The organism is Shimia sp. R9_1 (assembly GCF_017743775.1).
In the GTDB taxonomy this organism is placed as follows: domain Bacteria; phylum Pseudomonadota; class Alphaproteobacteria; order Rhodobacterales; family Rhodobacteraceae; genus Shimia.
The window spans coordinates 605962-625126 of the sequence record NZ_JAGHRN010000002.1 but is presented as its reverse complement, the minus strand read 5'-3'; the positions used below and the strand labels follow the sequence as shown (position 1 = coordinate 625126).

Here is a 19165-nt window from a genome sequence, read left to right as displayed (position 1 = left end):
GAACGCCTAAGTGGGGAGCCATGGCAAAGAACACATTTTCTGAGGGCCGCGGCCCCTCCCAGCGCCAGCTGCGTGTTGGCGAAGTGATCCGACGCACATTGTCGGAGGTCTTGATGCGCGATGAGCTGCACGACCCCGACCTCAGCCGTCTCTCGATCACGGTTGGCGAAGTTCGGGTAACACCTGACCTCTCCATTGCGACAGCTTTTGTCCTGCCTCTTGGCGGTGACAAACAAGAAGAAGCGATCAGCATTCTCGCCAGTCACAAAGGCGAGCTGCGCCGCATCATCGGCCGTAAGGCCAAGCTCAAGCATGCTCCAGATCTGCGGTTCCGGATCGACACCACATTTGACCAGATGGATGCAACACGACGGATGCTCTCTGAAGACCGTGTACAGGCTGACGTGGCAAAGCCTGACAGCGAAGAGGATGGCGCAACCTCGTGATCCGGCACTGGCTCTGTCTCGCAATCATCGCACTGCCCCAATGGGTTGGTGCCGTGACCTGCGAAGACACCAGCTTTGAGGGCAAGGGCATCACAGTTTGCACTGTTGATGCCACTCAAGATGATCTCAGGCTGTTCCTGCGCGACGATGAAGGCACGATCCTTGGCCAATTTCGCGCGGTAGAGCGCGCGCTGGACGAAGGAAAAACCCTCGCGTTTGCCATGAATGCAGGCATGTATCATGCGGATCGCAGCCCTGTAGGCCACTACGTTCAAGACCAGAATGAAGAGATGCGCCTGTTAACAGGGGCGAGCGTTGGCAACTTCGGGCTTCTCCCAAACGGCGTTTTCTGCATCACCGAGAACTCCGCAAAGGTTTATGAAACGCTCACGTTTGCGTCGCAAAAACCACACTGCCGTGATGCCACGCAATCAGGGCCGATGCTGGTGATCGATGGCGCGCTGCACCCTCGTTTTTTGAAAGACAGCACCTCAAAGTTTCTGCGTAATGGCGTCGGCACGAGCGCCGATGGCAAGACTGCATATTTTGCGATCTCGAACACTGCCGTCACATTTCATGAGTTCGGGCGGTTTTTTAGAGACGTGCTAAAAACGCCCAATGCGCTCTATTTTGACGGCAAAATCAGCCGCCTACACGCACCCCAGCTTGATCGTTCTGATACGGGTTTCTGGATGGGACCTATCGTCGGCGTAACTGCGCCAGCCGCTACTGAATAACGGCGTCGCTCCATTCTTTGATGAATGTGCGCCGCTTGAGCGGATCAAGATATGTCATCAAGGCAGGCTCAAGCGTTATCGCCGATTGTCCGGATGCATCCGTGTTCGAGGTAAGACGTGGAAGCGGAAAAGTTTCTGGCGACGGGAGAGCGGATTGGACATTGACCAGATGCCGCACAAAAGCCTCTGCATCTCCGCGAAGCATGGTATCTACATGCACAAAAGCCGTGCGCATCATGGTTGTTGGAAAATCTGATGGCAGTATGACCTCAAGCTGGTCTGAAACGGTTTCGCGCGCGTCGACGTAGCTCCCCAGCACATTATAGGCGACCAGCAGTTTGCCTGTTTCCAAGTCCTCGATCATCTCACCAGAGCAGCAATAGAGCTTTGCATTCAGCCCTCCTATGACCTCCATAAGTCGCCAGAAGCTCTCGGACGCGCGCGCATCCTGTGTCGCAAAGAGATATCCGAGCCCGGACAACCTCACGTCATAGGTGCCCACCCGCCCGTCAAACAACTCCGGGCGCGCGCGCAAAGCCTGGATCAACTCCTGCCGCGTCCTTGGAACGTCGCCATTCGGGAAAGCCGAACGGTTTACGACAACCGTCGCAGGCTCAGAGGTGAAGGCATACAGGCTGTCGCGCCATTGGGCCCAATCCGGCACACTCAGATTGGCGATGGGAAGACCGTAGCCATCATTCACGAGCTTCAGCTGCAGGTCCATCGCACTGGATATAACCACGTCATACTCTGAGGGTTCCGCCCGAAAAATCTCATCAATTTGCGCGGTACTAATCACAAAATACTCGACCGCCAATCCCGGCTGTCTTTGCAGAAAGGACTCAATGATCGGCGCAAAGAACGAAGTATCCGTACTCGACAGAACGCGCAGGGTGCGCGCGGGATTCGAAGCGCCAAAAACACTGCGATCCTCCCAAGTCTGCGCACCAACCAACATTGGGCAGAAGCACAGTATCAAACAGTAAATGTAACGCATGCGCCCCCCTCAGACCGATTTTCGAGTTGCAAGTCTCCACCATGAGCTTCTGCAACATCTTGAGCGATGGTCAGGCCCAAACCTGAGCCAATTGTCCCCGTCGCATTGTCGCCGCGCAAAAACCGCGTCGCAAGCCGATCGATTTGATCCGGCGGAAAGCCTGGCCCTTCATCCATGACCTGTACATGAGGCTGAGGCGCGGATTTCACTTCGATGATAATTTCACTCTCGACCGGCGAATACTTCAAAGCGTTGTCCACAAGATTGCGCAGCGCATTTTGAAGCAGGATGGAATCCGCAGCGACCATGACCTCAGGATCGCTCTCCACCGTCAAAGCGATGTCTTTCATTTCAGCGATTGGGGTCAACCGGATCACCAAATCCTGAACCAAGGCCACAAGATCCAGGCTTTCACGCTCAAGATGGTCTGCCCGAAAGGTTATCATTGCATGATCCAGCAACTGCCCCGCCGCCCGGGAGCTTTCATCAATCGCGCGCACCATCGATCGCAGCGCTTGCCGGTTCTCTTCTCGCTCCACCCTTTGCAATGTCGTTTCTGCGTGGCTGCGGACAGTGGCCAAAGGAGTGCGCACCCGATGGGCCGCTTCGGCGATGAAGTCCTCCGACTGCGAAAGAGACGCACTCAAACGCGCCATAAAATTGTTGAGCGAAGACACCAATGGTCCCATTTCCAAAGGCACAGGCTGCGCAACTGGTGTCAGATCTTTGGGACCGCGCCGGGTGATGGAGTTGGTCAGGCGTTCCAGCGGGCGAATGGTTGTCGAGGTTGCCCAAGAGGCGACAAGGACCGACAGAACAAAGAACCCTGCCCCGAAATAAGCGACGTTCAACGAAATCCGATTAAGCGTCACCTGCAACGCTTCTTGGGTTTGTGCGACGGCGACTGTCACCAGCGTGCGTGCATCTGCGCCAACCAATGTGCGCGACGCTGAAGCGATCCGAACATCTGAACCGCGCATATCCCCGGACACATGGACAACATCTGCGCCAATGGTCTGCTCAGCTTGAGGCAAGGTGTCATAACCGGAAAGCAATGTGCCATCTTGATGGATGGCATAAAAAACGCGGTCGTCCTGATCTGTGCTGAGAATGGAAAAAGCAGCATAGGGGAAGTCCACCTCAACCAACCCGTCGCGCAGAACCGCTGCATCCAAAATCGAGGTTACGGAAGCTTCCAGGATACGATCTTGCCCCTGTTGAGCGATCTGCGCAGCATAACTGCGCACGACCAGAAAGAGGAGGACAGCCAAGCCCGCTGCGCCCCCAATCAGAGTCAACGCAAGTCTCGCTCGCAAGGAGCCCGAGACATTTGCCGCCTCACGCATGGTCGAGCCGATATCCGAGGCCACGTAAGGTTGTAATTTGCAAACTGGAGGGCTCCAAATGCCGCCTCAGACGCCCGATATAGACCTCTATAGCATTTTCGGAGACGTCTTCGTCATAGGAAAACAGCCTGTCAGCGAGTTTCGCTTTTGAAAATATCTGCCCAGGGGCGTTGATCAGCAACTCCAACAAGCGCAGCTCTCTATTACGCAGGGTGACCACTTTCGTTCCGACCTTGAGCTGCCCAGCGACAGGATCAAGCATCACATCGCCAAGCTGAACCGACGGCTGCGCGTGACCGGCATTCCGCCGCAAAACCGCACGGCATCGAGCTTGCAGCTCTTCATGATCAAAGGGTTTGGTCATGTAGTCATCCGCGCCCAAATCCAGCATGCTGATTCGATCACTCACTTGCGACCGCGCTGTTAGAACAATGACCGGCGTGTCATTTTTTCCCGCGCGGTGCTGCTTGAGAAAGGCGCGGCCATCGCCATCTGGCAACATAATGTCCAGCAGAATGAGATCATAGTCGCCGGTGTCCACAAAAGCCGATGCATCCGCAATTTTATCCGCATGATCAACGACATGACCATCCATCTGAAGACGCGCGCAAACAGCATTGGCCAAATCGTGGTTGTCTTCGACCAACAGGAACTTCATCGGGGATCGGCCTTTCTTCGCCCATGACAGGTTTGTGACAGGTTGCAATGTTTGAGTTGCCCCAACTGAGCCAGCTTTCGGACAGTTGTCAAATTGGGAGGAAAATATGTTGAAATTTGACATGGGCCGTCGCGCCCTGATGGCGACGGCTGTCGCCGCAATGGCATTTGCCGGTCCTGCACTCGCAGACGGGCACAAAGTTGTGGACAGCATCCACTTTCTGATCCCCGGCGGCGCCGGTGGCGGCTGGGATGGCACCGCGCGCGGCACGGGCGAAGCGCTTACCAAAGCGGGCATCGTCGGCAACGCATCTTATGAAAACATGTCGGGCGGCGGCGGTGGCAAAGCCATCGGCTACCTGATTGAAAACGCCGACAGCAACCACGGCACCCTGATGGTCAACTCGACCCCAATCGTGATCCGCTCACTGACCGGCGTGTTCCCACACAACTTCCGTGATCTGACCCTCGTTGCGGGAACCATTGGCGACTATGCCGCCATCGTTGTGGGCAAAGATAGCCCCATCAACTCCATGGACGACCTGCTGGCGGCTTTTGACGCGGACCCATCCGCAACCGCGATTGGCGGCGGCTCTGTGCCGGGTGGCATGGACCACCTGGTCGCCGCCATGGTGATGGAAGCAGCAGGCAAAGACGCGCTGGGAGTGAAATACATTCCTTATGACGCAGGCGGCAAGGCCATGGCGGCGCTGCTGTCTGGCGAAATCGCGGCACTTTCCACCGGTTTCTCTGAAGCGGTTGATCTGTCCAACGCGGGCGAAGTCAAAATCATCGGCGTGACCTCTGATGACCGTGTTTCGGCGGCCCCGGATGCCAAAACCATGAAAGAGCAAGGCATCGACACCTCCTTCGTGAACTGGCGCGGCTTCTTCGCAGCACCCGGCCTGCCAGAAGACAAGCTCGCGATGTACCAAGACGCCATCGGCAAGATGTATGACACCAACGAGTGGGAAGACGTTCGCGCCCGCAACGGCTGGGTCAACATTCACAACAATGGCGCAGATTTCCAAAGCTTCCTTGAGGAGCAGGAGAAAGTCATTGGCGATCTGATGAAGAAGCTCGGCTTCCTCTAAGGTCAACTCTTCACGTTACATAGGGCAGAGCGGTCAGCCGCTCTGCCTTCCTTTCATCAAAAGATGCAGGAGGGCTGAATGGCTCTTGATCGTTGGATCGCACTGATCCTGCTCGGCATTTGCCTGATCTACGGCTACGCCGCATGGTTCACGATGGATGGCAGTCTTGCGCCGTTCATGAGACGCAACCCCATTTGGCCCAGCACGTTCCCAAAACTGCTGTCCATCTTTGGCATCATCGCCTCGTCCATTATCCTCTTGGGCTTTGAAAAAAGTGAAGCCAAAGAGGCGGACATCGATTACCGCCGCCTGCATGAGTATAAACTCGGCCAGGCAATTATTCTGCTCGCGCTGATGGTGGCCTATGCGCTGTTGCTGCGCCCTGCAGGGTTTATCCTGTCCACGAGCGGTTTTCTGATTTTGGGTTCTTTCATTCTCGGCGAACGCAAATGGCACATCATGGTGCCTGTCGCGGCCATCGCTACCCTAATCGTCTGGTATCTCGTCCAAGAAGTGCTTGGCATCTACATGCGCCCGCTGCCGGGCTTTATCGGAGGCTGACATGCTTGAAGGACTTCTGATTGGCCTGCAAACGGCTTTCTCTCTACAAAACCTCCTGATGGTCATTGGCGGCTGCCTGATCGGCACCTTCATCGGCATGTTGCCGGGCCTTGGCCCCATGTCGATCATCGCCATCATGATCCCCGTTGCCATCTCGATGGGCGACCCATCCGCTGCGCTGATCCTGCTTGCGGGCGTCTACTACGGTGCCATCTTCGGCGGCTCGACCTCCTCTATCCTGCTGAACGCGCCGGGGGTCGCGGGCACAGTTGCCTCAAGTTTCGATGGCTACCCCATGGCCAAGCAAGGCAAGGCGGGCAAGGCGCTGACCATCGCCGCCATCGCGAGCTTTGCGGGCGGCACCATTGGTGCGCTGCTGCTGATGATCTTTGCCCCCATGCTGTCGTCTGTCGCGCTGCTCTTCCACTCTGCGGAGTATTTCGCCCTGATGGTGGTCGGCCTCTCTGCCATCGCGGCTTTCGCAGGCACTGGTCAGGTCGCCAAAGCGCTGATGATGACCGTGCTCGGCCTGATGATGGCCACCGTGGGCGAAGGTGCCCTCTTCAACATGCCGCGCTTCACCATGGGCATCATGGATCTGCAATCGGGCTTTGGCTTCATCACGCTGGCCATGGCGATGTTTGCATTGCCCGAAGCTCTGTTCCTGGTGCTCAAACCCCGCGTAGCCAAAGAGGGCGGCGAGGGTGAGATCAAAGACCTACGCATATCACGCGACGAAGCCAAAGCCATCACGCCTGTGATTGGGCGTCAATCAATACAGGGCTTCTTTATCGGCGTTCTGCCTGGCGCAGGTGCCACCATCGCGAGCTTCCTCGGCTACGCGGTGGAGCGCAACATCGCTCCCGAAGAAGAGCAAGAGCAATTCGGCAAAGGCGCCATCAAAGGACTGGCCGCGCCGGAAACCGCCAACAATGCGGCCTGCACCGGCTCATTTGTGCCGCTTCTGACACTGGGCATTCCCGGCTCAGGCACCACGGCAATTCTGCTCGGAGCTCTGATCGCGCTCAACGTCACGCCCGGCCCGCGTCTCATGATAGATGAGCCGCAGGTGTTTTGGGCGGTGATCATGTCGATGTTCATTGGCAATCTGGTGCTTCTGATCCTGAACCTGCCCCTGATCCCCTATATCGCCAAGGTCCTCTCGGTACCGCGCAACTACCTGATACCCTTCATTTTGTTCTTTACCTTAATGGGGGCCTATATCGGGCAGAACAACGCCACCGAGCTTCTGATCCTTGTAGGCTTTGGGGTTTGCGCCACCGCGCTGCGCTTCGCGGATTATCCGCTTGCCCCACTGCTGATCGGGTTCATCCTTGGGGGCATGCTGGAAGACAACTTCGCCCGCTCAATGCAGCTCTATGATGGCATTGCTTTCATCTGGGAACGCCCGATGACACTTGGCCTCTTGGTGATTGCCGCGCTGCTGGTGGTGCTGCCAAGCTACCGCGCCCGTCGCGCGCGCTTGCGGGCCGAAGGGGTCGCAGACGGGGATTGATCCATACTCAGCCCAATGAAAAAGGCCGCCGGGAACTTCGGCGGCCTTTATTGTTTTTTGACACGTTACGCAGCGGAGAAGCCCGTATCCAGCGCCGACAGGATTGTGTCGACCTCCGCCTCCGAAATGGTCAGCGGCGGTGACATCAGGATATTGTGCATCCCCATTCGCACCATCGCCCCGGCCTGATAGGTGACCTCGTGAATTTTCTTCATGGTCGCCATATCCATCGCCGTTTTTGTCGCGTTGTCAGAAACCAGCTCGATGCCCGTCATCAAACCATGCCCGCCACGGATATCACCGATGATGTCATGTTTCTCCGCCAGCTTCTTGACGCCCTCATAAAGCTGCGTGCCCCGGGCAGCGGCATTGGTTTTCAGATCCAGCCGCGTGGTTTCCGCCAGACAGGCCACCACCGCCGCAGAGCCAACAGGATGCGCCGAATAGGTATAACCGTGGAAAATCCCGGCCTCGCCGCTTTCGTCTTTCTCAAACACATCGGCAACCTTGTCACCCACCAGACAGGCCCCCACAGGGAAATAGCCCGATGTGATCCCCTTGGCCGTGGTCATCATATCCGGCTGCACCCCCCAATGGCGCGCACCAGACCAGTCGCCGGTGCGGCCAAAACCGGTGATCACCTCATCAGAAATCAACAGGATGCCGTGGCGGTCACAAATCTCGCGCATCAGGCCCATAAAGCTCGCATCCGGCACAATCACACCACCCGCGCCCTGGATCGGCTCCATGATAAAGGCGGCAATGGTGTTGGCCCCTTGAAAGGCGATCTCATCCTCAAAGGCCGCTGCGATGTTCTGCGCAAGCTGCGCAGGGTCAGTTTCATTGAACGGATTGCGATAGGTGTAAGGACTCGGCAGGTGGAAACAGCCGGGCAGCAGCGGCTCATAGTTGATGCGGAATCGGTTGTTGCCGTTCACCGACGCACCGCCAAAATGCGTGCCGTGGTAGCCTTTTTTCAGCGATAGGAATTTGGTCCGGGTCGGCTCGCCGCGCAGGCGGTGATACTGCCGCGCGAGACGCAGGGCGGTCTCCACACTGTCTGAACCACCGGATGTGAAAAACACCCGCGTCATGCCATCCGCGTCAAAGAATTCGCGCACCGCATATGAGGCTTCAATTGCCGCCGGATTGGAGGTGCCCGCAAAGGCCGAATAATACGGCAAATCATAAAGCTGCTTGGCAATCGCCTCTTTCACCACATCGTTGGAATAGCCGAGGTTCACACACCACAGACCACCCACAGCATCCACCGTGGAATGCCCTTCCAGATCGGTGATGTTCACTCCCTCGGCGCTCTTGATGATTTTGGGGGCGTGATTCTGCATGTCCCCCGGTGCGCCCATCGGATGCCAGAGATGGCGGGCGTTGTTCTCTTTCAGAAAGTTGTCGTCTTTCATGGTGATGCTCCCGTTGGTGGCACAGCTGTGTCCTGTGCGTCGATTCAATAATTTGATCAAATTATGAAACCACGGTCTGGGAGTGTCCAGTAAGAGAGCGACATCTCAACAGATTTTCCCAGTGTAAAACCGACATGCCAAAACCTGCAATCCCGGTGGTAGAATCAAACAAGAACATGCTAGATTTCGTCGTATGCGTGTGGATAACCCCAACATAAGCCCCGAAAACGCCCCTACGCAGCCCGTGATCCGCCAATTGGATGACGCTGCGATCAATCGTATTGCGGCTGGCGAAGTGGTCGAACGCCCCGCCTCTGCGGTGAAAGAGCTGGTGGAAAACGCCATTGATGCGGGCGCCACCCGCATCGAAATTGCCTATGCAGATGGCGGCAAAACCCTGATCCGCATCACCGATGACGGCTGCGGCATCACTGAGGCGCAACTGCCGCTGGCGCTGTCACGCCATGCCACCTCCAAGATCGACGGCAGTGACCTCTTGGATATTCACACCTTTGGCTTTCGCGGCGAGGCCCTGCCCTCGCTTGGGGCGGTTGGACGCCTGACCATCACCAGCCGCGTGGGCCGCGCCCCAGCGGCCAGTATTGCGGTGGAAGGCGGAGCCATGGGGCCCGTCAAGCCAGCCGCGCTCTCAAGCGGTACCATCGTTGAGCTGCGCGATCTGTTTTATGCCACGCCTGCCCGCCTTAAATTCATGCGCAGCGATCGCGCTGAGGCACAGGCGATCACCGATGTGGTGAAACGTCTTGCCATGGCAGAGCCGTTTATCGGCTTCACCCTGCGCGACGTCAGCAGCGGCGGCGAAGGGCGCATCTCTTTCCGCGCTGAGGCTGAAAGCGGAGACCTCTTTGACGCGCTGCATGGCCGACTGGCGCGGATTCTGGGCAAGGAGTTTGCCGAAAACGCGCTCAAGATTGATGCAGAGCGCGAAGGCCTGCGCCTCATTGGCTATGCCGCCTTGCCGACCTATTCGCGCGGCTCTGCGGTGGCGCAATATCTCTTTGTGAATGGTCGCCCTGTGAAGGACAAGCTGCTGGTTGGTGCGTTGCGTGGGGCCTATTTTGACTATCTCAGCCGGGATCGTCACCCCGCCGCTGCGCTGTTCATCGACTGCGACCCGCATCTGGTGGATGTGAACGTCCACCCCGCCAAATCCGAAGTCCGCTTTCGCGATCCCGGAATGGCCCGCGGGCTGATTGTCTCCAGCCTGCGTCATGCTTTGGCCGAAGCGGGCCACCGCGCCTCCACCACCGTGGCGGGCGCAACCCTTGGCGCCTTCCGTCCTGAACCAATGGGCGCGCTTGGCGCAACCCCACAGGCGTCTGCCTCAGGCCCAGCCCGCATCTACCAGATGGACCGCCCCTCGCTTGGCGCACGCACCGCCGCCTACCAAGCTCAAGCGCCCTTTCCACAAGCACCTGTGGTTCAGGAACCGGGCTTTGCTGAACTCAGCGAATCCTACAGCGCACGTGTAGAGCCCACAGAGGCGCTCGACACTCCACAGGAGGGCCCCGCCGAGGGCCTGCCCTTGGGTGCAGCCCGCGCGCAAGTCCATGAGAACTACATCGTGGCCCAGACCGAAACCGGCATGGTGATTGTCGATCAACACGCCGCACACGAACGTCTGGTCTATGAAAAACTCAAACGCCAGATGGCGGAAAACGGCGTCGCCGCGCAGGCCCTGCTGATCCCCGAGATCATCGAGCTTTCCGAGGTCGACTGTGCCCGCATTTTGGCCGTGTCGGAGCCTTTGTCCAAGCTTGGCCTCACCATAGAGGCCTTCGGTGGCGGCGCGGTGGCGGTTCGCGAAACCCCGGCGCTGCTGGGTGAAGTCAACGCGCGCGCAATGGTGCTCGACATCTTGGACGAGCTGGACGAAGACGGCGAAACCATGTTGGTGCAGGCCAAGCTGGAAGCCATCCTCAGCCGCGTCGCCTGTCACGGCTCAATCCGCTCAGGCCGCCGCATGCGCGCCGAAGAAATGAATGCCCTCTTGCGCGAAATGGAAGCCACGCCGCACTCCGGCCAATGCAACCACGGGCGCCCCACCTATGTGGAATTGAAACTGGCCGACATCGAGCGGCTGTTTGGACGAACATGATGACCGAACTGACCACTTTGCTTGCCAACTCTGACACCGCACTGCTCTATCTTCTGGGCGGCATGGGCTTTGCCCTGGTGCTGCTGTTTGTGCTCCTGCGCAACACAGCACAGAACCGCGCTGCCCAGACAGAGGCCTTCATCGCCCAGCATATGGGCCAGATGGCGCAACGCGTGGATCAGCTCGCCACCGGTCAGGCCCAGCTTGATGGCGGTCTGCGCGCACAGGCCCAATCACAAAGCCAGATCGCCACGCTGATGGAACAACGCCTTGGCGAAGTGCAGGTCAACATGCACGAGAACCTCGCCAAAGTGCAGCGCAGCACTGGCGAAAACCTCGCCTCCATGCAGCAGAAAATGTCAGATACGCTGGCCGCCCAACAGCTGCAACTGCAGGAAAACCTCTCCAACATGCAGATGCGCACCGGCACCGCGCTCAACGACATGCAGGAGAAGCTCAACACCTCCCTCATGGGCAACGCCAAACAGACCGCCACATCGTTGACCCAGCTTCAGGAACGGCTGCAAACCATCGACAAGGCGCAGGAAAACATCACCCGCCTGTCTGGTGACGTGCTCAGCCTGCAGGACATTCTCTCCAACAAACAGACCCGCGGCGCCTTTGGTGAAATCCAGCTGAACGACATCGTTTCCAAAGCCCTGCCCAGCGACAGCTACGCGCTGCAACATACGCTCTCAAATGGTAAGCGCGCCGACTGTTTGATCCATCTGCCCAACCCGCCGGGCCCAATCGTGATCGACAGCAAATTCCCGTTGGAAGCCTATGAGGCCATGCTGCGCTCAGAAACTGAGGCAGAGCTCAAAGCCGGCATCCAGCTGTTCAAGACGTCGGTGCGCAAACACATCAAGGATATTTCGGAAAAATACATCCTTGAGGGGGAAACCGCAGATGGGGCGCTGATGTTTCTGCCCAGCGAAGCGATTTACGCAGAGTTGCACGCCAAATTCCCTGAGCTTGTGCATGAAGGGTTCACAGCGCGCGTCTGGATTGTCTCGCCCACCACCTGCATGGCCACGCTCAACACCATGCGTGCGATCCTCAAAGACGCCCGTATGCGCGAACAGGCCGGTGCGATCCGCAAAGAGCTTGGGATGCTCTATGCCGATGTTGATCGACTGGGCACGCGGGTGGAAAATCTGGATCGTCACTTCGGCCAGGCTGCCAAGGACATCAGCGAAATCAAGATCAGCGCTGACAAAGCCGGACGCCGCGCACGTCGGCTGGACAATTTCGACTTTGAAGAACTGGCCCAGACCGAGGACACCAAAGTGTTGCCGCTGACCAAGGCCGATCCCTAAGCCTGTTGCCCCCCAGCCCTTGGTGCCGCCAGAAAAGACGACTTTGCGCCATATCAAAGACTCACGCCCTTCGTATGCGCATTCTTCTGACAACACGTTAGGAGACGCAAAATGCTTGAAATTTCAGCCTGGAAAGTGGCGCAAGTGGTTCTGATGTCGCGCGAGCTTGATCGCGCCGAAGGAGAATTGCGCGCTTTTATCGACCGTTTGAACGAAGACGAACAGGCCAGCCTTGTGGCGGTGATGTGGATCGGCCGGGACAGTTTTTCCGCCGAAGATCTCGAAGAGGCCATCATGACCGCCAAGAGCGAAAAGACCGTGCCAACCGCAGATTACCTGCTCGGCTCGCCACATGTGTCCGATCACCTGGAAAACGGCATGGAAGAGCTCGGCCTCTCGCTCAGCGCAGAAGAAGACGATCTGATCCGGCGCGGCTGATCACACCGACGCTTGCGGCTTCAACCACGCCTCCAGATAAGTTTCCAACCGCGCCCGAGGTGCGGTTGCACTGTGCAGCGCACAAAACACCAGTGACACCGCCTGAATGGCAAAGGCCTGAACTCCCTCTGCCTGTAGCTCCACGGAGATATCTTTGCGAAACGGGCGGTCCCTGAGCCAGTGCGCCACAACTTCCGCATGGCGGCCAAATGTTCTGGCAATCGCGCCAATCTCACTGTTGGCCGCCGCACCGGAGTGGCGCAGGATCACATCAAACACATAGCGTTCACAGCTCATGAACGCGGTCAGCGGCATAAGCGCATCCACCATCTCGGCAATCGAATTGGGCGGCGCAAGTGCTTCCAGCTGATCCAGATGCCGGTCAATCTCCGCGCCGATCAACTGATCCATCAAGGCGTCTTTGTCTTTGAAATGCGCAAAAAACGTGCCCTTGGCCACGCCGGCGCGCAGCACCACCTCCTCCACCCGCATGGCCTCATAGCCCCCCTCTGAAATGATATCAGTTGCCGCCGCCAACAGCTTGGCGCGGGTTTTCAGGGTGCGGGATTGGACAGCTCTGCTCATGCGGCTTTCTGGCACGAAAACTGACTGGGGTCAAATTTTAATTGACCGCAGTCAGTTTTGCACACATTAAATATGACCACGGTCAATATTGAGGAGAATCACCATGACCCGGAAACGTATTTTCATATTGAACGGCCACCCGGCCAAAGCCTCGCTGACAGGCGCCGTGGCACAATCCTACGCAACCGCCGCTAAAACCGCCGGCCACGAGGTGCGCCTCACCAACCTGCATGATCTGGAGTTTGATCCGGATTACGGCTTTGGCGGCTATGTGAACCAAAAGCCGCTGGAGGCGGATCTGGAAACCCTCCTGCAAGACATCGAATGGGCCGAACATGTGGTGGTGGCTACGCCGATGTGGTGGGGCGGGCTGCCTGCCAAACTCAAAGGGGTGTTTGACCGCGCCTTCCTGCCGGGCCGCACCTTCGACACGCGCAACACCACAAAACTCGGCCTGCCCGCCCCCCTGCTCACCGGCCGCACCGGCCGCGTGCTCCTGCTCTCGGACACGCCGGGCTGGTTCTTCCGCCTGTTTTATCGCAACGCCTTGATTGTGCAGATCCAGCAGCAGATTCTGGAGTTTGTCGGCATCAAACCGGTCAAAGTCACGCAATTCACCGGCGCCAGCCACCCCAAGGCCGGTGTCGCAGACAAATGGATCAAACGCGCTGCCAAAATCGGCGCAAAGGCGGCCTGACCGCACAAAGCAAACGGGCCTGAGAGTGCTCCCCTCAGGCCCGCCGCAATCTCAATCAGACAGCATCACGCCGTGTGATCGACGACTTCCATATGCTGCGCCAAAGTGCCGATGTGGCCCAGCCAGCTCTCAAACAGCGCAGGCTCTGACGGCGCTGCATGCACGCCCGGCGCAATGGCCCCCTCCAGAACAGACTCAATCGCCAGCGACACCGGAATAGACACAAGCCGCGCCATAGCTGTGCCGCGTTCATCACCCCAGGCATCCATCGCATAGGTCTTGTGATAAACCTCCGCGCCGTCTTTCTCCGCCTTCAGCCCCACACAAAGGATCACCCGATCAGGCTCCCCTTCGTCATAGGCATTCTCGGCCCAGAACTGATCGGACATCTCTTTCAGACGCGCATCGCCTTCCGGCCCGCTCAGGGTCTCGATCTCGCGGAATACATCGCCCCAGGCCTCCGCCCAGCCATTCAAGCGCAGCGTGCCGCGCACAAACTCTTTCACATTCCAATCCGGATCAAACTTATAGTCTTCCATAAACGGAATGCTGTCGCGGTTCGGATACACCTCAAAGCTCTCCGGAGTCGCCAGCGGCGCCTCATAGCTCGAAATCGCATCCCACGGACGGTTCACATCAAACGGCTGCCCATCACGGATCGAGCGCGACGGTGAACGCAGCGCCTTCAACACACCCAGCGGCGACCAGCTGAATTTGTAGCGGAACGGGTTAGCATGTTTGGGCACACCACCGCAGTAGCTGATGAAGCTCAGGGTGTTGTCGGCATCAAACGCCTCAGAAGCGCGGTAATCCGCCACCAGCGCATGCGCCATCAGGTGGTCAATCCCGGGATCGAGCCCCACCTCATTCACACAGGCAACACCGGCCGCCTTGGCCTTGGCGTCCAGCGCTTTCATTTCTGGTGCAATGTAAGACGAACTCACAAAATGCGCTTCCTTGGAAATGCACAGCTCCGCCAGCTGCACGTGCCAGTCGCCCGGCAACATAGACACCACCACATCGCCTTTGGCTAGAACGCCACCCAGCACTTCAATATCAAACGCGCGGATATCCTGGGTCAGATCGCCCACCGCCTCCTGCGCTTTTTCCACCGTCCGGTTCCACACAGTCACCTCACGCCCTGCTTCAATCAGGCGGCGCAGGCCGGGAATGGCCGACAGGCCGGTGCCACACCAATGAATGGTCATCTCTCTTCTCCCCTCAAAGGTCTTTTCTTCACAAATCTTTGGAATGCGTGATGAAATCAGCTTCCGCGCGGGTCCACACGCCACCGCCCAGATCATCCAATGTCATCAAGGTCTCAAGCAACTGCGCCGCGTAATCTTCTGAGCTTTCCACCGGCAACATGGAGGGCAGATTATCAATCGCCATCACATCTAAAACCGGGTTGTCTGCAACACGCAGTGCAGGCGCCTCCCAAGTGGTCGCCCGATTATAGACTGGCACAGGGTTGTAATCACTGTCCGGATCACAGGCTACATCGCCAATCGCCGTCAACTGCCGCGCCGCGCCCAGCGCGTCCTGCGGCACAAACACAGGGGTGCCGGGCCGCGCAAAAATACAGTTCAGAAACAGATCATGCGCCAGAATTTCCGGGAACGGCCCACCAGAGGCGGTCTCCGCCATATCCCATTTGGTCACCGCACAGCCCATCGCCGTAAGCAGATCCGCCGCCCCGGTGCCCACACGGCCCAACGCGCCGATCACAATCGCAGAGGGGCGCGCCGCTTCCAGCGCATCCAGCTCCGCGCCAAGATCTGCCAGCAACGCCTCTTTGCCGCCATAAACCCCAACCGCCCCGCAAACCTCGCCCCGCTGCTGCGCCGCCCAGCTTTTGAGCGTCACAGCCGCACCGGCATAGCCCGCCCAATAGCCAAAGGCTGCCACGCGCCGCCCGGCCTCATCCACCAGATATTCGAGGTCATACAAAGTGCCGCCACCAGCCTTAAAGCGCTTGAGCAGCGCAACACCAGAGTGCTGTCCTTTGAAAGCATGACCAAACATGATGTGGCGATGCGGCAAAGGCGTGCCGTCTTCTGGCAACTCTTTAAGCCCGAAGATAATGGCGTCCTTGGGGGCCTCAGGCCAGCTGTTCTCCGCGGCAAACTCGCAGCCTGCGGCTTTGTAACCCTCAATCCCGATCGCACGAACTGAGCTTTCCTCGACAGTCACACGGATGCCTTTTTCGATCAGAGCTTTTGCCCCGTCCGGCGTCAGCCCGACCCGTTCCTCATTCGGCCGTTGTTCGGCCCGTATCCAAAGATGTGTCATCTCGGCTCCCCTGATAGTCGCGCTTCCATAGATCAGCCCACTGCGCCAATGACAAGAGGCGGGTCAGATCCCGCAATTTCCGGGTGGCGGTGCGGAGGGCTGCGTGGCACAACAGGGCCAAGCAAACAGAGGAACGCGCGATGAGTTTTGGCAAGGGCTGTCACCTGCACCTGATTGATGGATCGGCTTTCATTTTCCGGGCCTATCACGCCCTGCCGCCGCTCACCCGCAAATCAGACGGCCTGCCCATCGGCGCGGTCTCCGGCTTCTGCAACATGCTGCAGCGCTACATCGAAGACAATTCCGGCCCCGACGCCCCCACCCATGTGGCGGTGATCTTTGACTATTCCGGCAAGAGCTTCCGCAATGATCTTTATGATCAGTACAAAGCCAACCGTCCCCCTGCGCCCGAAGATCTGGTGCCACAGTTCCCGCTGACCCGTGATGCCACACGCGCGTTCAATATTGCCTGCAAAGAGATCGAAGGCTTTGAAGCCGATGACATCATCGCCACCTTGGCTTGTCAGGCTCGCGAAGCCGGTGGCCGTTGCACCATCATCAGCTCTGACAAAGATCTGATGCAGCTGGTGGGAGATGGCGTCGAAATGCTCGACGCGATGAAAAACAAACGCATCGATCGCGACGGCGTGCATGAGAAATTCGGCGTCGGCCCCGAACGGGTTGTGGATGTGCAGGCGCTTGCGGGTGACAGTGTCGACAACGTCCCTGGCGCGCCCGGCATCGGCATCAAAACCGCCGCTCTGCTGATCAATGAATATGGCTCTCTTGAGGAGCTGCTGGACCGCGCTGAAGAGATCAAACAGCCCAAACGCCGCCAGACCCTGATCGAGAAACGCGACCAGATCGAACTGTCTAAAAGGCTCGTGCAACTAGATTGCGACATGGCACTTGATTTCACACTCGATGATCTGGAAGTGCAGGATGCCGAGCCTGAAACGCTGCTGAGCTTCCTTGCAGATATGGAACTGCGCACCCTTATGAAACGCGCAGCAGATAAGCTCGGCGTCGAAGCACCTGTTTTGCCGGAACCGACAGCATCGGGGACCGCTACTGTCGAAGACAGCGCCGAAGATGTACCCTTTGATGCGGAAAAATACGAATGGGTCCGGGATCGTGAAGCGCTGGATCGCTGGATCGCAGCGATCATGAAACGCGGCTATGTCGCTGTGGACACGGAAACCAATTCTCTGGATGAAATGGTCGCGGCGCTCGCGGGCATCTGCCTTTCCGTCGAGCCGGGCGAGGCCTGCTACATCCCTGTGGGTCACAAAAAGGGGGCCACCGATGATCTCTTTGGTGGCGATGAGCCGCAAGAAGGGCAAATGCCTCTCAATGAGGTGCTCGATGCGCTTAAACCCGTGCTCGAAGACGAGTCTGTTCTGAAAATCTTCCAGAACGCCAAATACGACTGCAAAGTTTTCGCCAACTACAACATCGCAGTCGCCCCGATTGATGACACCATGCTGCTCAGCTATGCGCTGCATGCTGGCGAGCACAACCACGGTATGGACGCACTGAGTGAGCGCTATCTCAGTCATCAGCCGATCTCGATCAAATCCCTGCTTGGCACCGGCAAAAGCGCGATCACTTTTGACAAGGTCGCGATTGAAGATGCCGTTAAATACGCCGCAGAAGACGCCGACATCACGTTGCGCCTGTGGAAACTCTTCAAACCCAAGCTGCACCAGCGACAAGTCACAAGTGTATACGAGACGCTGGAGCGTCCTTTGGTGCCTGTGCTTGCACAAATGGAACGGCATGGCGTCAAGGTGGATCGCGACACGCTAAGCCGCATGTCCAATGCCTTTGCTCAGAAGATGGCTGGGCTTGAGGCCGAAATCCATGAGCTCGCAGGGCGCAGCTTCAACGTTGGCAGCCCAAAACAGCTCGGTGAGATCCTATTTGATGAAATGGAATTGCCCGGCGGCAAGAAGGGTAAAACCGGTGCTTATGCAACCGGGGCTGACGTGCTCGAAGATCTCGCGACGGAACACGCCATGCCGGGCCTCGTGCTCGATTGGCGCCAGCTCAGCAAGTTGAAGTCGACCTACACCGACGCACTTCAGGAACACATCAACGCGGACACAGGTCGTGTGCACACCTCTTATGTGCAGACTGGAGCCAACACCGGGCGTCTCGCCTCTTCCGATCCCAACCTGCAGAATATCCCCATCCGCACTGAGGAAGGCCGCCGCATCCGCGAAGCCTTTGTGGCCGAAGAGGGCAAAACCCTGATCTCGCTCGACTACTCTCAGGTGGAGCTGCGCCTCCTCGCGCATATCGCAAAAATCGATGCGCTCAAAACCGCCTTCCGGGAGGGGCTCGACATTCACGCCATGACCGCGTCGGAGGTCTTTGGCGTGCCGATGGAAGAGATGACCAGCGAGGTGCGTAGCCGCGCCAAGGCCATTAACTTTGGCGTGATCTATGGCATCTCAGGCTTCGGCCTGGCTCGCAACCTGCGCATCCCGCGTGGCGAGGCACAGGATTTCATCAACCGTTATTTTGAACGCTTCCCGGGCATTCGCTCCTATATGGATGAGACCAAAGAGTTTGCCAAAACCCACGGCTATGTGCAGACGCTATTTGGCCGCAAAATCCACACGCCTGAAATCAACGCAAAGGGCCCGCGGGCGAGCTTTGCCTATCGCGCTGCAATCAATGCGCCGATCCAAGGCACCGCCGCCGATATCATACGTCGTGCGATGATCCGTATGCCCGCTGCGATCCAAGACCTGCCCGCAAAAATGCTATTGCAGGTGCATGACGAACTGATCTTTGAAGTGGACGATAGCGCGGTTGACGAAACCATTGCTGTGGCACGTGAGGTCATGCAAAACGCAACCGAACCCGCAATCAAACTGGATGTGCCGCTCATCGTAGATGCGGGACGGGGAACCAATTGGGCTGAAGCGCATTAAG

General features: G+C 58.0%; 17 protein-coding genes. 10 read left to right on the top strand and 7 right to left on the bottom strand.

The features are described 5' to 3' along the window. Positions 1–20 precede the first annotated feature (20 nt). Positions 21–446: a 30S ribosome-binding factor RbfA gene (rbfA, locus tag J7399_RS09305; protein WP_209085532.1), complete on the top strand. Its 426-nt coding sequence runs from the start codon at positions 21–23 to the stop codon at positions 444–446. Beyond that, positions 446–1183 carry a phosphodiester glycosidase family protein gene (locus J7399_RS09300; protein ID WP_209060243.1) on the top strand — a complete coding sequence of 246 codons (738 nt, stop codon included), beginning with the start codon at positions 446–448 and terminating at the stop codon, positions 1181–1183. Before rbfA ends, J7399_RS09300 begins: the two co-directional genes overlap by 1 nt. Here the strand turns inward: J7399_RS09300 and J7399_RS09295 are convergent. Genes J7399_RS09295 through J7399_RS09285 form a run of 3 tightly spaced genes read right to left on the bottom strand, consistent with a single transcriptional unit; the run spans position 1173 to position 4184 of the window. Then, positions 1173–2180: an ABC transporter substrate-binding protein gene (locus J7399_RS09295; protein ID WP_209058888.1), complete on the bottom strand. Its 1008-nt coding sequence runs from the start codon at positions 2178–2180 to the stop codon at positions 1173–1175. The two genes, J7399_RS09300 and J7399_RS09295, sit on opposite strands and share 11 nt — an antisense overlap. Next, complete coding sequence (locus tag J7399_RS09290; protein WP_209085530.1) at positions 2159–3526, bottom strand: sensor histidine kinase; 1368 nt, start codon at positions 3524–3526, stop codon at positions 2159–2161. The genes J7399_RS09295 and J7399_RS09290 overlap by 22 nt, the downstream gene beginning before the upstream one ends. Continuing rightward, positions 3519–4184 (bottom strand): response regulator transcription factor, encoded by a 666-nt coding sequence (locus J7399_RS09285; protein ID WP_209058876.1) that lies wholly within the window; start codon positions 4182–4184, stop codon positions 3519–3521. The genes J7399_RS09290 and J7399_RS09285 overlap by 8 nt, the downstream gene beginning before the upstream one ends. Positions 4185–4290: 106 nt before the next feature. Between J7399_RS09285 and J7399_RS09280 the strand changes: the two genes are divergently transcribed. The 3 genes from J7399_RS09280 to J7399_RS09270 all read left to right on the top strand — a co-directional run bounded on the left by J7399_RS09280 (position 4291) and on the right by J7399_RS09270 (position 7354). Further along, positions 4291–5277, top strand: a complete 987-nt coding sequence (locus tag J7399_RS09280) for a tripartite tricarboxylate transporter substrate-binding protein (RefSeq protein ID WP_209085528.1) — start codon at positions 4291–4293, stop codon at positions 5275–5277. 78 nt (positions 5278–5355) lie between these two features. Beyond that, a complete protein-coding gene (locus J7399_RS09275; protein ID WP_209058871.1) occupies positions 5356–5838 on the top strand; it encodes a tripartite tricarboxylate transporter TctB family protein in 483 nt (160 codons plus the stop codon). 1 nt (position 5839) lies between these two features. After that, positions 5840–7354, top strand: a complete 1515-nt coding sequence (locus tag J7399_RS09270) for a tripartite tricarboxylate transporter permease (protein WP_209085526.1) — start codon at positions 5840–5842, stop codon at positions 7352–7354. Positions 7355–7419: 65 nt separating this feature from the next. Here J7399_RS09270 and J7399_RS09265 read toward each other — a convergent pair whose 3' ends face one another. Continuing rightward, a complete protein-coding gene (locus J7399_RS09265) occupies positions 7420–8772 on the bottom strand; it encodes an aminotransferase class III-fold pyridoxal phosphate-dependent enzyme (protein ID WP_209085524.1) in 1353 nt (450 codons plus the stop codon). A gap of 193 nt (positions 8773–8965) precedes the next feature. Here J7399_RS09265 and mutL point away from each other — a divergent pair, with 193 nt between their 5' ends. The 3 genes from mutL to J7399_RS09250 all read left to right on the top strand — a co-directional run bounded on the left by mutL (position 8966) and on the right by J7399_RS09250 (position 12648). Beyond that, complete coding sequence (gene mutL, locus J7399_RS09260; protein WP_209085522.1) at positions 8966–10891, top strand: DNA mismatch repair endonuclease MutL; 1926 nt, start codon at positions 8966–8968, stop codon at positions 10889–10891. Then, positions 10891–12210 (top strand): DNA recombination protein RmuC, encoded by a 1320-nt coding sequence (gene rmuC / locus J7399_RS09255; RefSeq protein ID WP_209085520.1) that lies wholly within the window; start codon positions 10891–10893, stop codon positions 12208–12210. Before mutL ends, rmuC begins: the two co-directional genes overlap by 1 nt. 111 nt (positions 12211–12321) lie before the next feature. Then, positions 12322–12648 (top strand): DUF3775 domain-containing protein, encoded by a 327-nt coding sequence (locus J7399_RS09250; RefSeq protein ID WP_209076823.1) that lies wholly within the window; start codon positions 12322–12324, stop codon positions 12646–12648. Here J7399_RS09250 and J7399_RS09245 read toward each other — a convergent pair whose 3' ends face one another. Further along, complete coding sequence (locus J7399_RS09245) at positions 12649–13233, bottom strand: TetR/AcrR family transcriptional regulator (protein WP_209076819.1); 585 nt, start codon at positions 13231–13233, stop codon at positions 12649–12651. 103 nt (positions 13234–13336) lie between these two features. Between J7399_RS09245 and J7399_RS09240 the strand changes: the two genes are divergently transcribed. Further along, positions 13337–13930, top strand: coding sequence for an NAD(P)H-dependent oxidoreductase (locus tag J7399_RS09240; protein WP_209076816.1), 594 nt, complete (start codon positions 13337–13339; stop codon positions 13928–13930). Positions 13931–13995: 65 nt separating this feature from the next. Here the strand turns inward: J7399_RS09240 and J7399_RS09235 are convergent, their stop codons facing one another. Together J7399_RS09235 and J7399_RS09230 are read right to left on the bottom strand one after the other, a co-directional pair. Then, positions 13996–15138 carry a saccharopine dehydrogenase C-terminal domain-containing protein gene (locus J7399_RS09235; RefSeq protein ID WP_209085518.1) on the bottom strand — a complete coding sequence of 381 codons (1143 nt, stop codon included), beginning with the start codon at positions 15136–15138 and terminating at the stop codon, positions 13996–13998. A gap of 28 nt (positions 15139–15166) precedes the next feature. Further along, on the bottom strand, positions 15167–16222 hold the full coding sequence (locus J7399_RS09230) for a saccharopine dehydrogenase (protein WP_209085517.1): 1056 nt from the start codon (positions 16220–16222) through the stop codon (positions 15167–15169). A gap of 140 nt (positions 16223–16362) precedes the next feature. Here J7399_RS09230 and polA point away from each other — a divergent pair, with 140 nt between their 5' ends. Continuing rightward, positions 16363–19164, top strand: coding sequence for a DNA polymerase I (polA, locus tag J7399_RS09225; RefSeq protein ID WP_209085516.1), 2802 nt, complete (start codon positions 16363–16365; stop codon positions 19162–19164). The last annotated feature ends 1 nt before the right edge of the window (position 19165 follow it).

Excerpts from the sequence above, each read along its gene's own strand:
- rbfA (WP_209085532.1), top strand. The coding sequence starts at position 21 with ATGGCAAAGAACACATTTTCTGAGGGCCGCGGCCCCTCCCAGCGCCAG.
- J7399_RS09295 (WP_209058888.1), bottom strand. The coding sequence starts at position 2,180 with ATGCGTTACATTTACTGTTTGATACTGTGCTTCTGCCCAATGTTGGTT.
- J7399_RS09290 (WP_209085530.1), bottom strand. The coding sequence starts at position 3,526 with ATGCGTGAGGCGGCAAATGTCTCGGGCTCCTTGCGAGCGAGACTTGCG.
- J7399_RS09285 (WP_209058876.1), bottom strand. The coding sequence starts at position 4,184 with ATGAAGTTCCTGTTGGTCGAAGACAACCACGATTTGGCCAATGCTGTT.
- J7399_RS09280 (WP_209085528.1), top strand. The coding sequence starts at position 4,291 with ATGTTGAAATTTGACATGGGCCGTCGCGCCCTGATGGCGACGGCTGTC.
- J7399_RS09275 (WP_209058871.1), top strand. The coding sequence starts at position 5,356 with ATGGCTCTTGATCGTTGGATCGCACTGATCCTGCTCGGCATTTGCCTG.
- J7399_RS09270 (WP_209085526.1), top strand. The coding sequence starts at position 5,840 with ATGCTTGAAGGACTTCTGATTGGCCTGCAAACGGCTTTCTCTCTACAA.
- J7399_RS09265 (WP_209085524.1), bottom strand. The coding sequence starts at position 8,772 with ATGAAAGACGACAACTTTCTGAAAGAGAACAACGCCCGCCATCTCTGG.
- mutL (WP_209085522.1), top strand. The coding sequence starts at position 8,966 with ATGCGTGTGGATAACCCCAACATAAGCCCCGAAAACGCCCCTACGCAG.
- rmuC (WP_209085520.1), top strand. The coding sequence starts at position 10,891 with ATGACCGAACTGACCACTTTGCTTGCCAACTCTGACACCGCACTGCTC.
- J7399_RS09250 (WP_209076823.1), top strand. The coding sequence starts at position 12,322 with ATGCTTGAAATTTCAGCCTGGAAAGTGGCGCAAGTGGTTCTGATGTCG.
- J7399_RS09245 (WP_209076819.1), bottom strand. The coding sequence starts at position 13,233 with ATGAGCAGAGCTGTCCAATCCCGCACCCTGAAAACCCGCGCCAAGCTG.
- J7399_RS09240 (WP_209076816.1), top strand. The coding sequence starts at position 13,337 with ATGACCCGGAAACGTATTTTCATATTGAACGGCCACCCGGCCAAAGCC.
- J7399_RS09235 (WP_209085518.1), bottom strand. The coding sequence starts at position 15,138 with ATGACCATTCATTGGTGTGGCACCGGCCTGTCGGCCATTCCCGGCCTG.
- J7399_RS09230 (WP_209085517.1), bottom strand. The coding sequence starts at position 16,222 with ATGACACATCTTTGGATACGGGCCGAACAACGGCCGAATGAGGAACGG.
- polA (WP_209085516.1), top strand. The coding sequence starts at position 16,363 with ATGAGTTTTGGCAAGGGCTGTCACCTGCACCTGATTGATGGATCGGCT.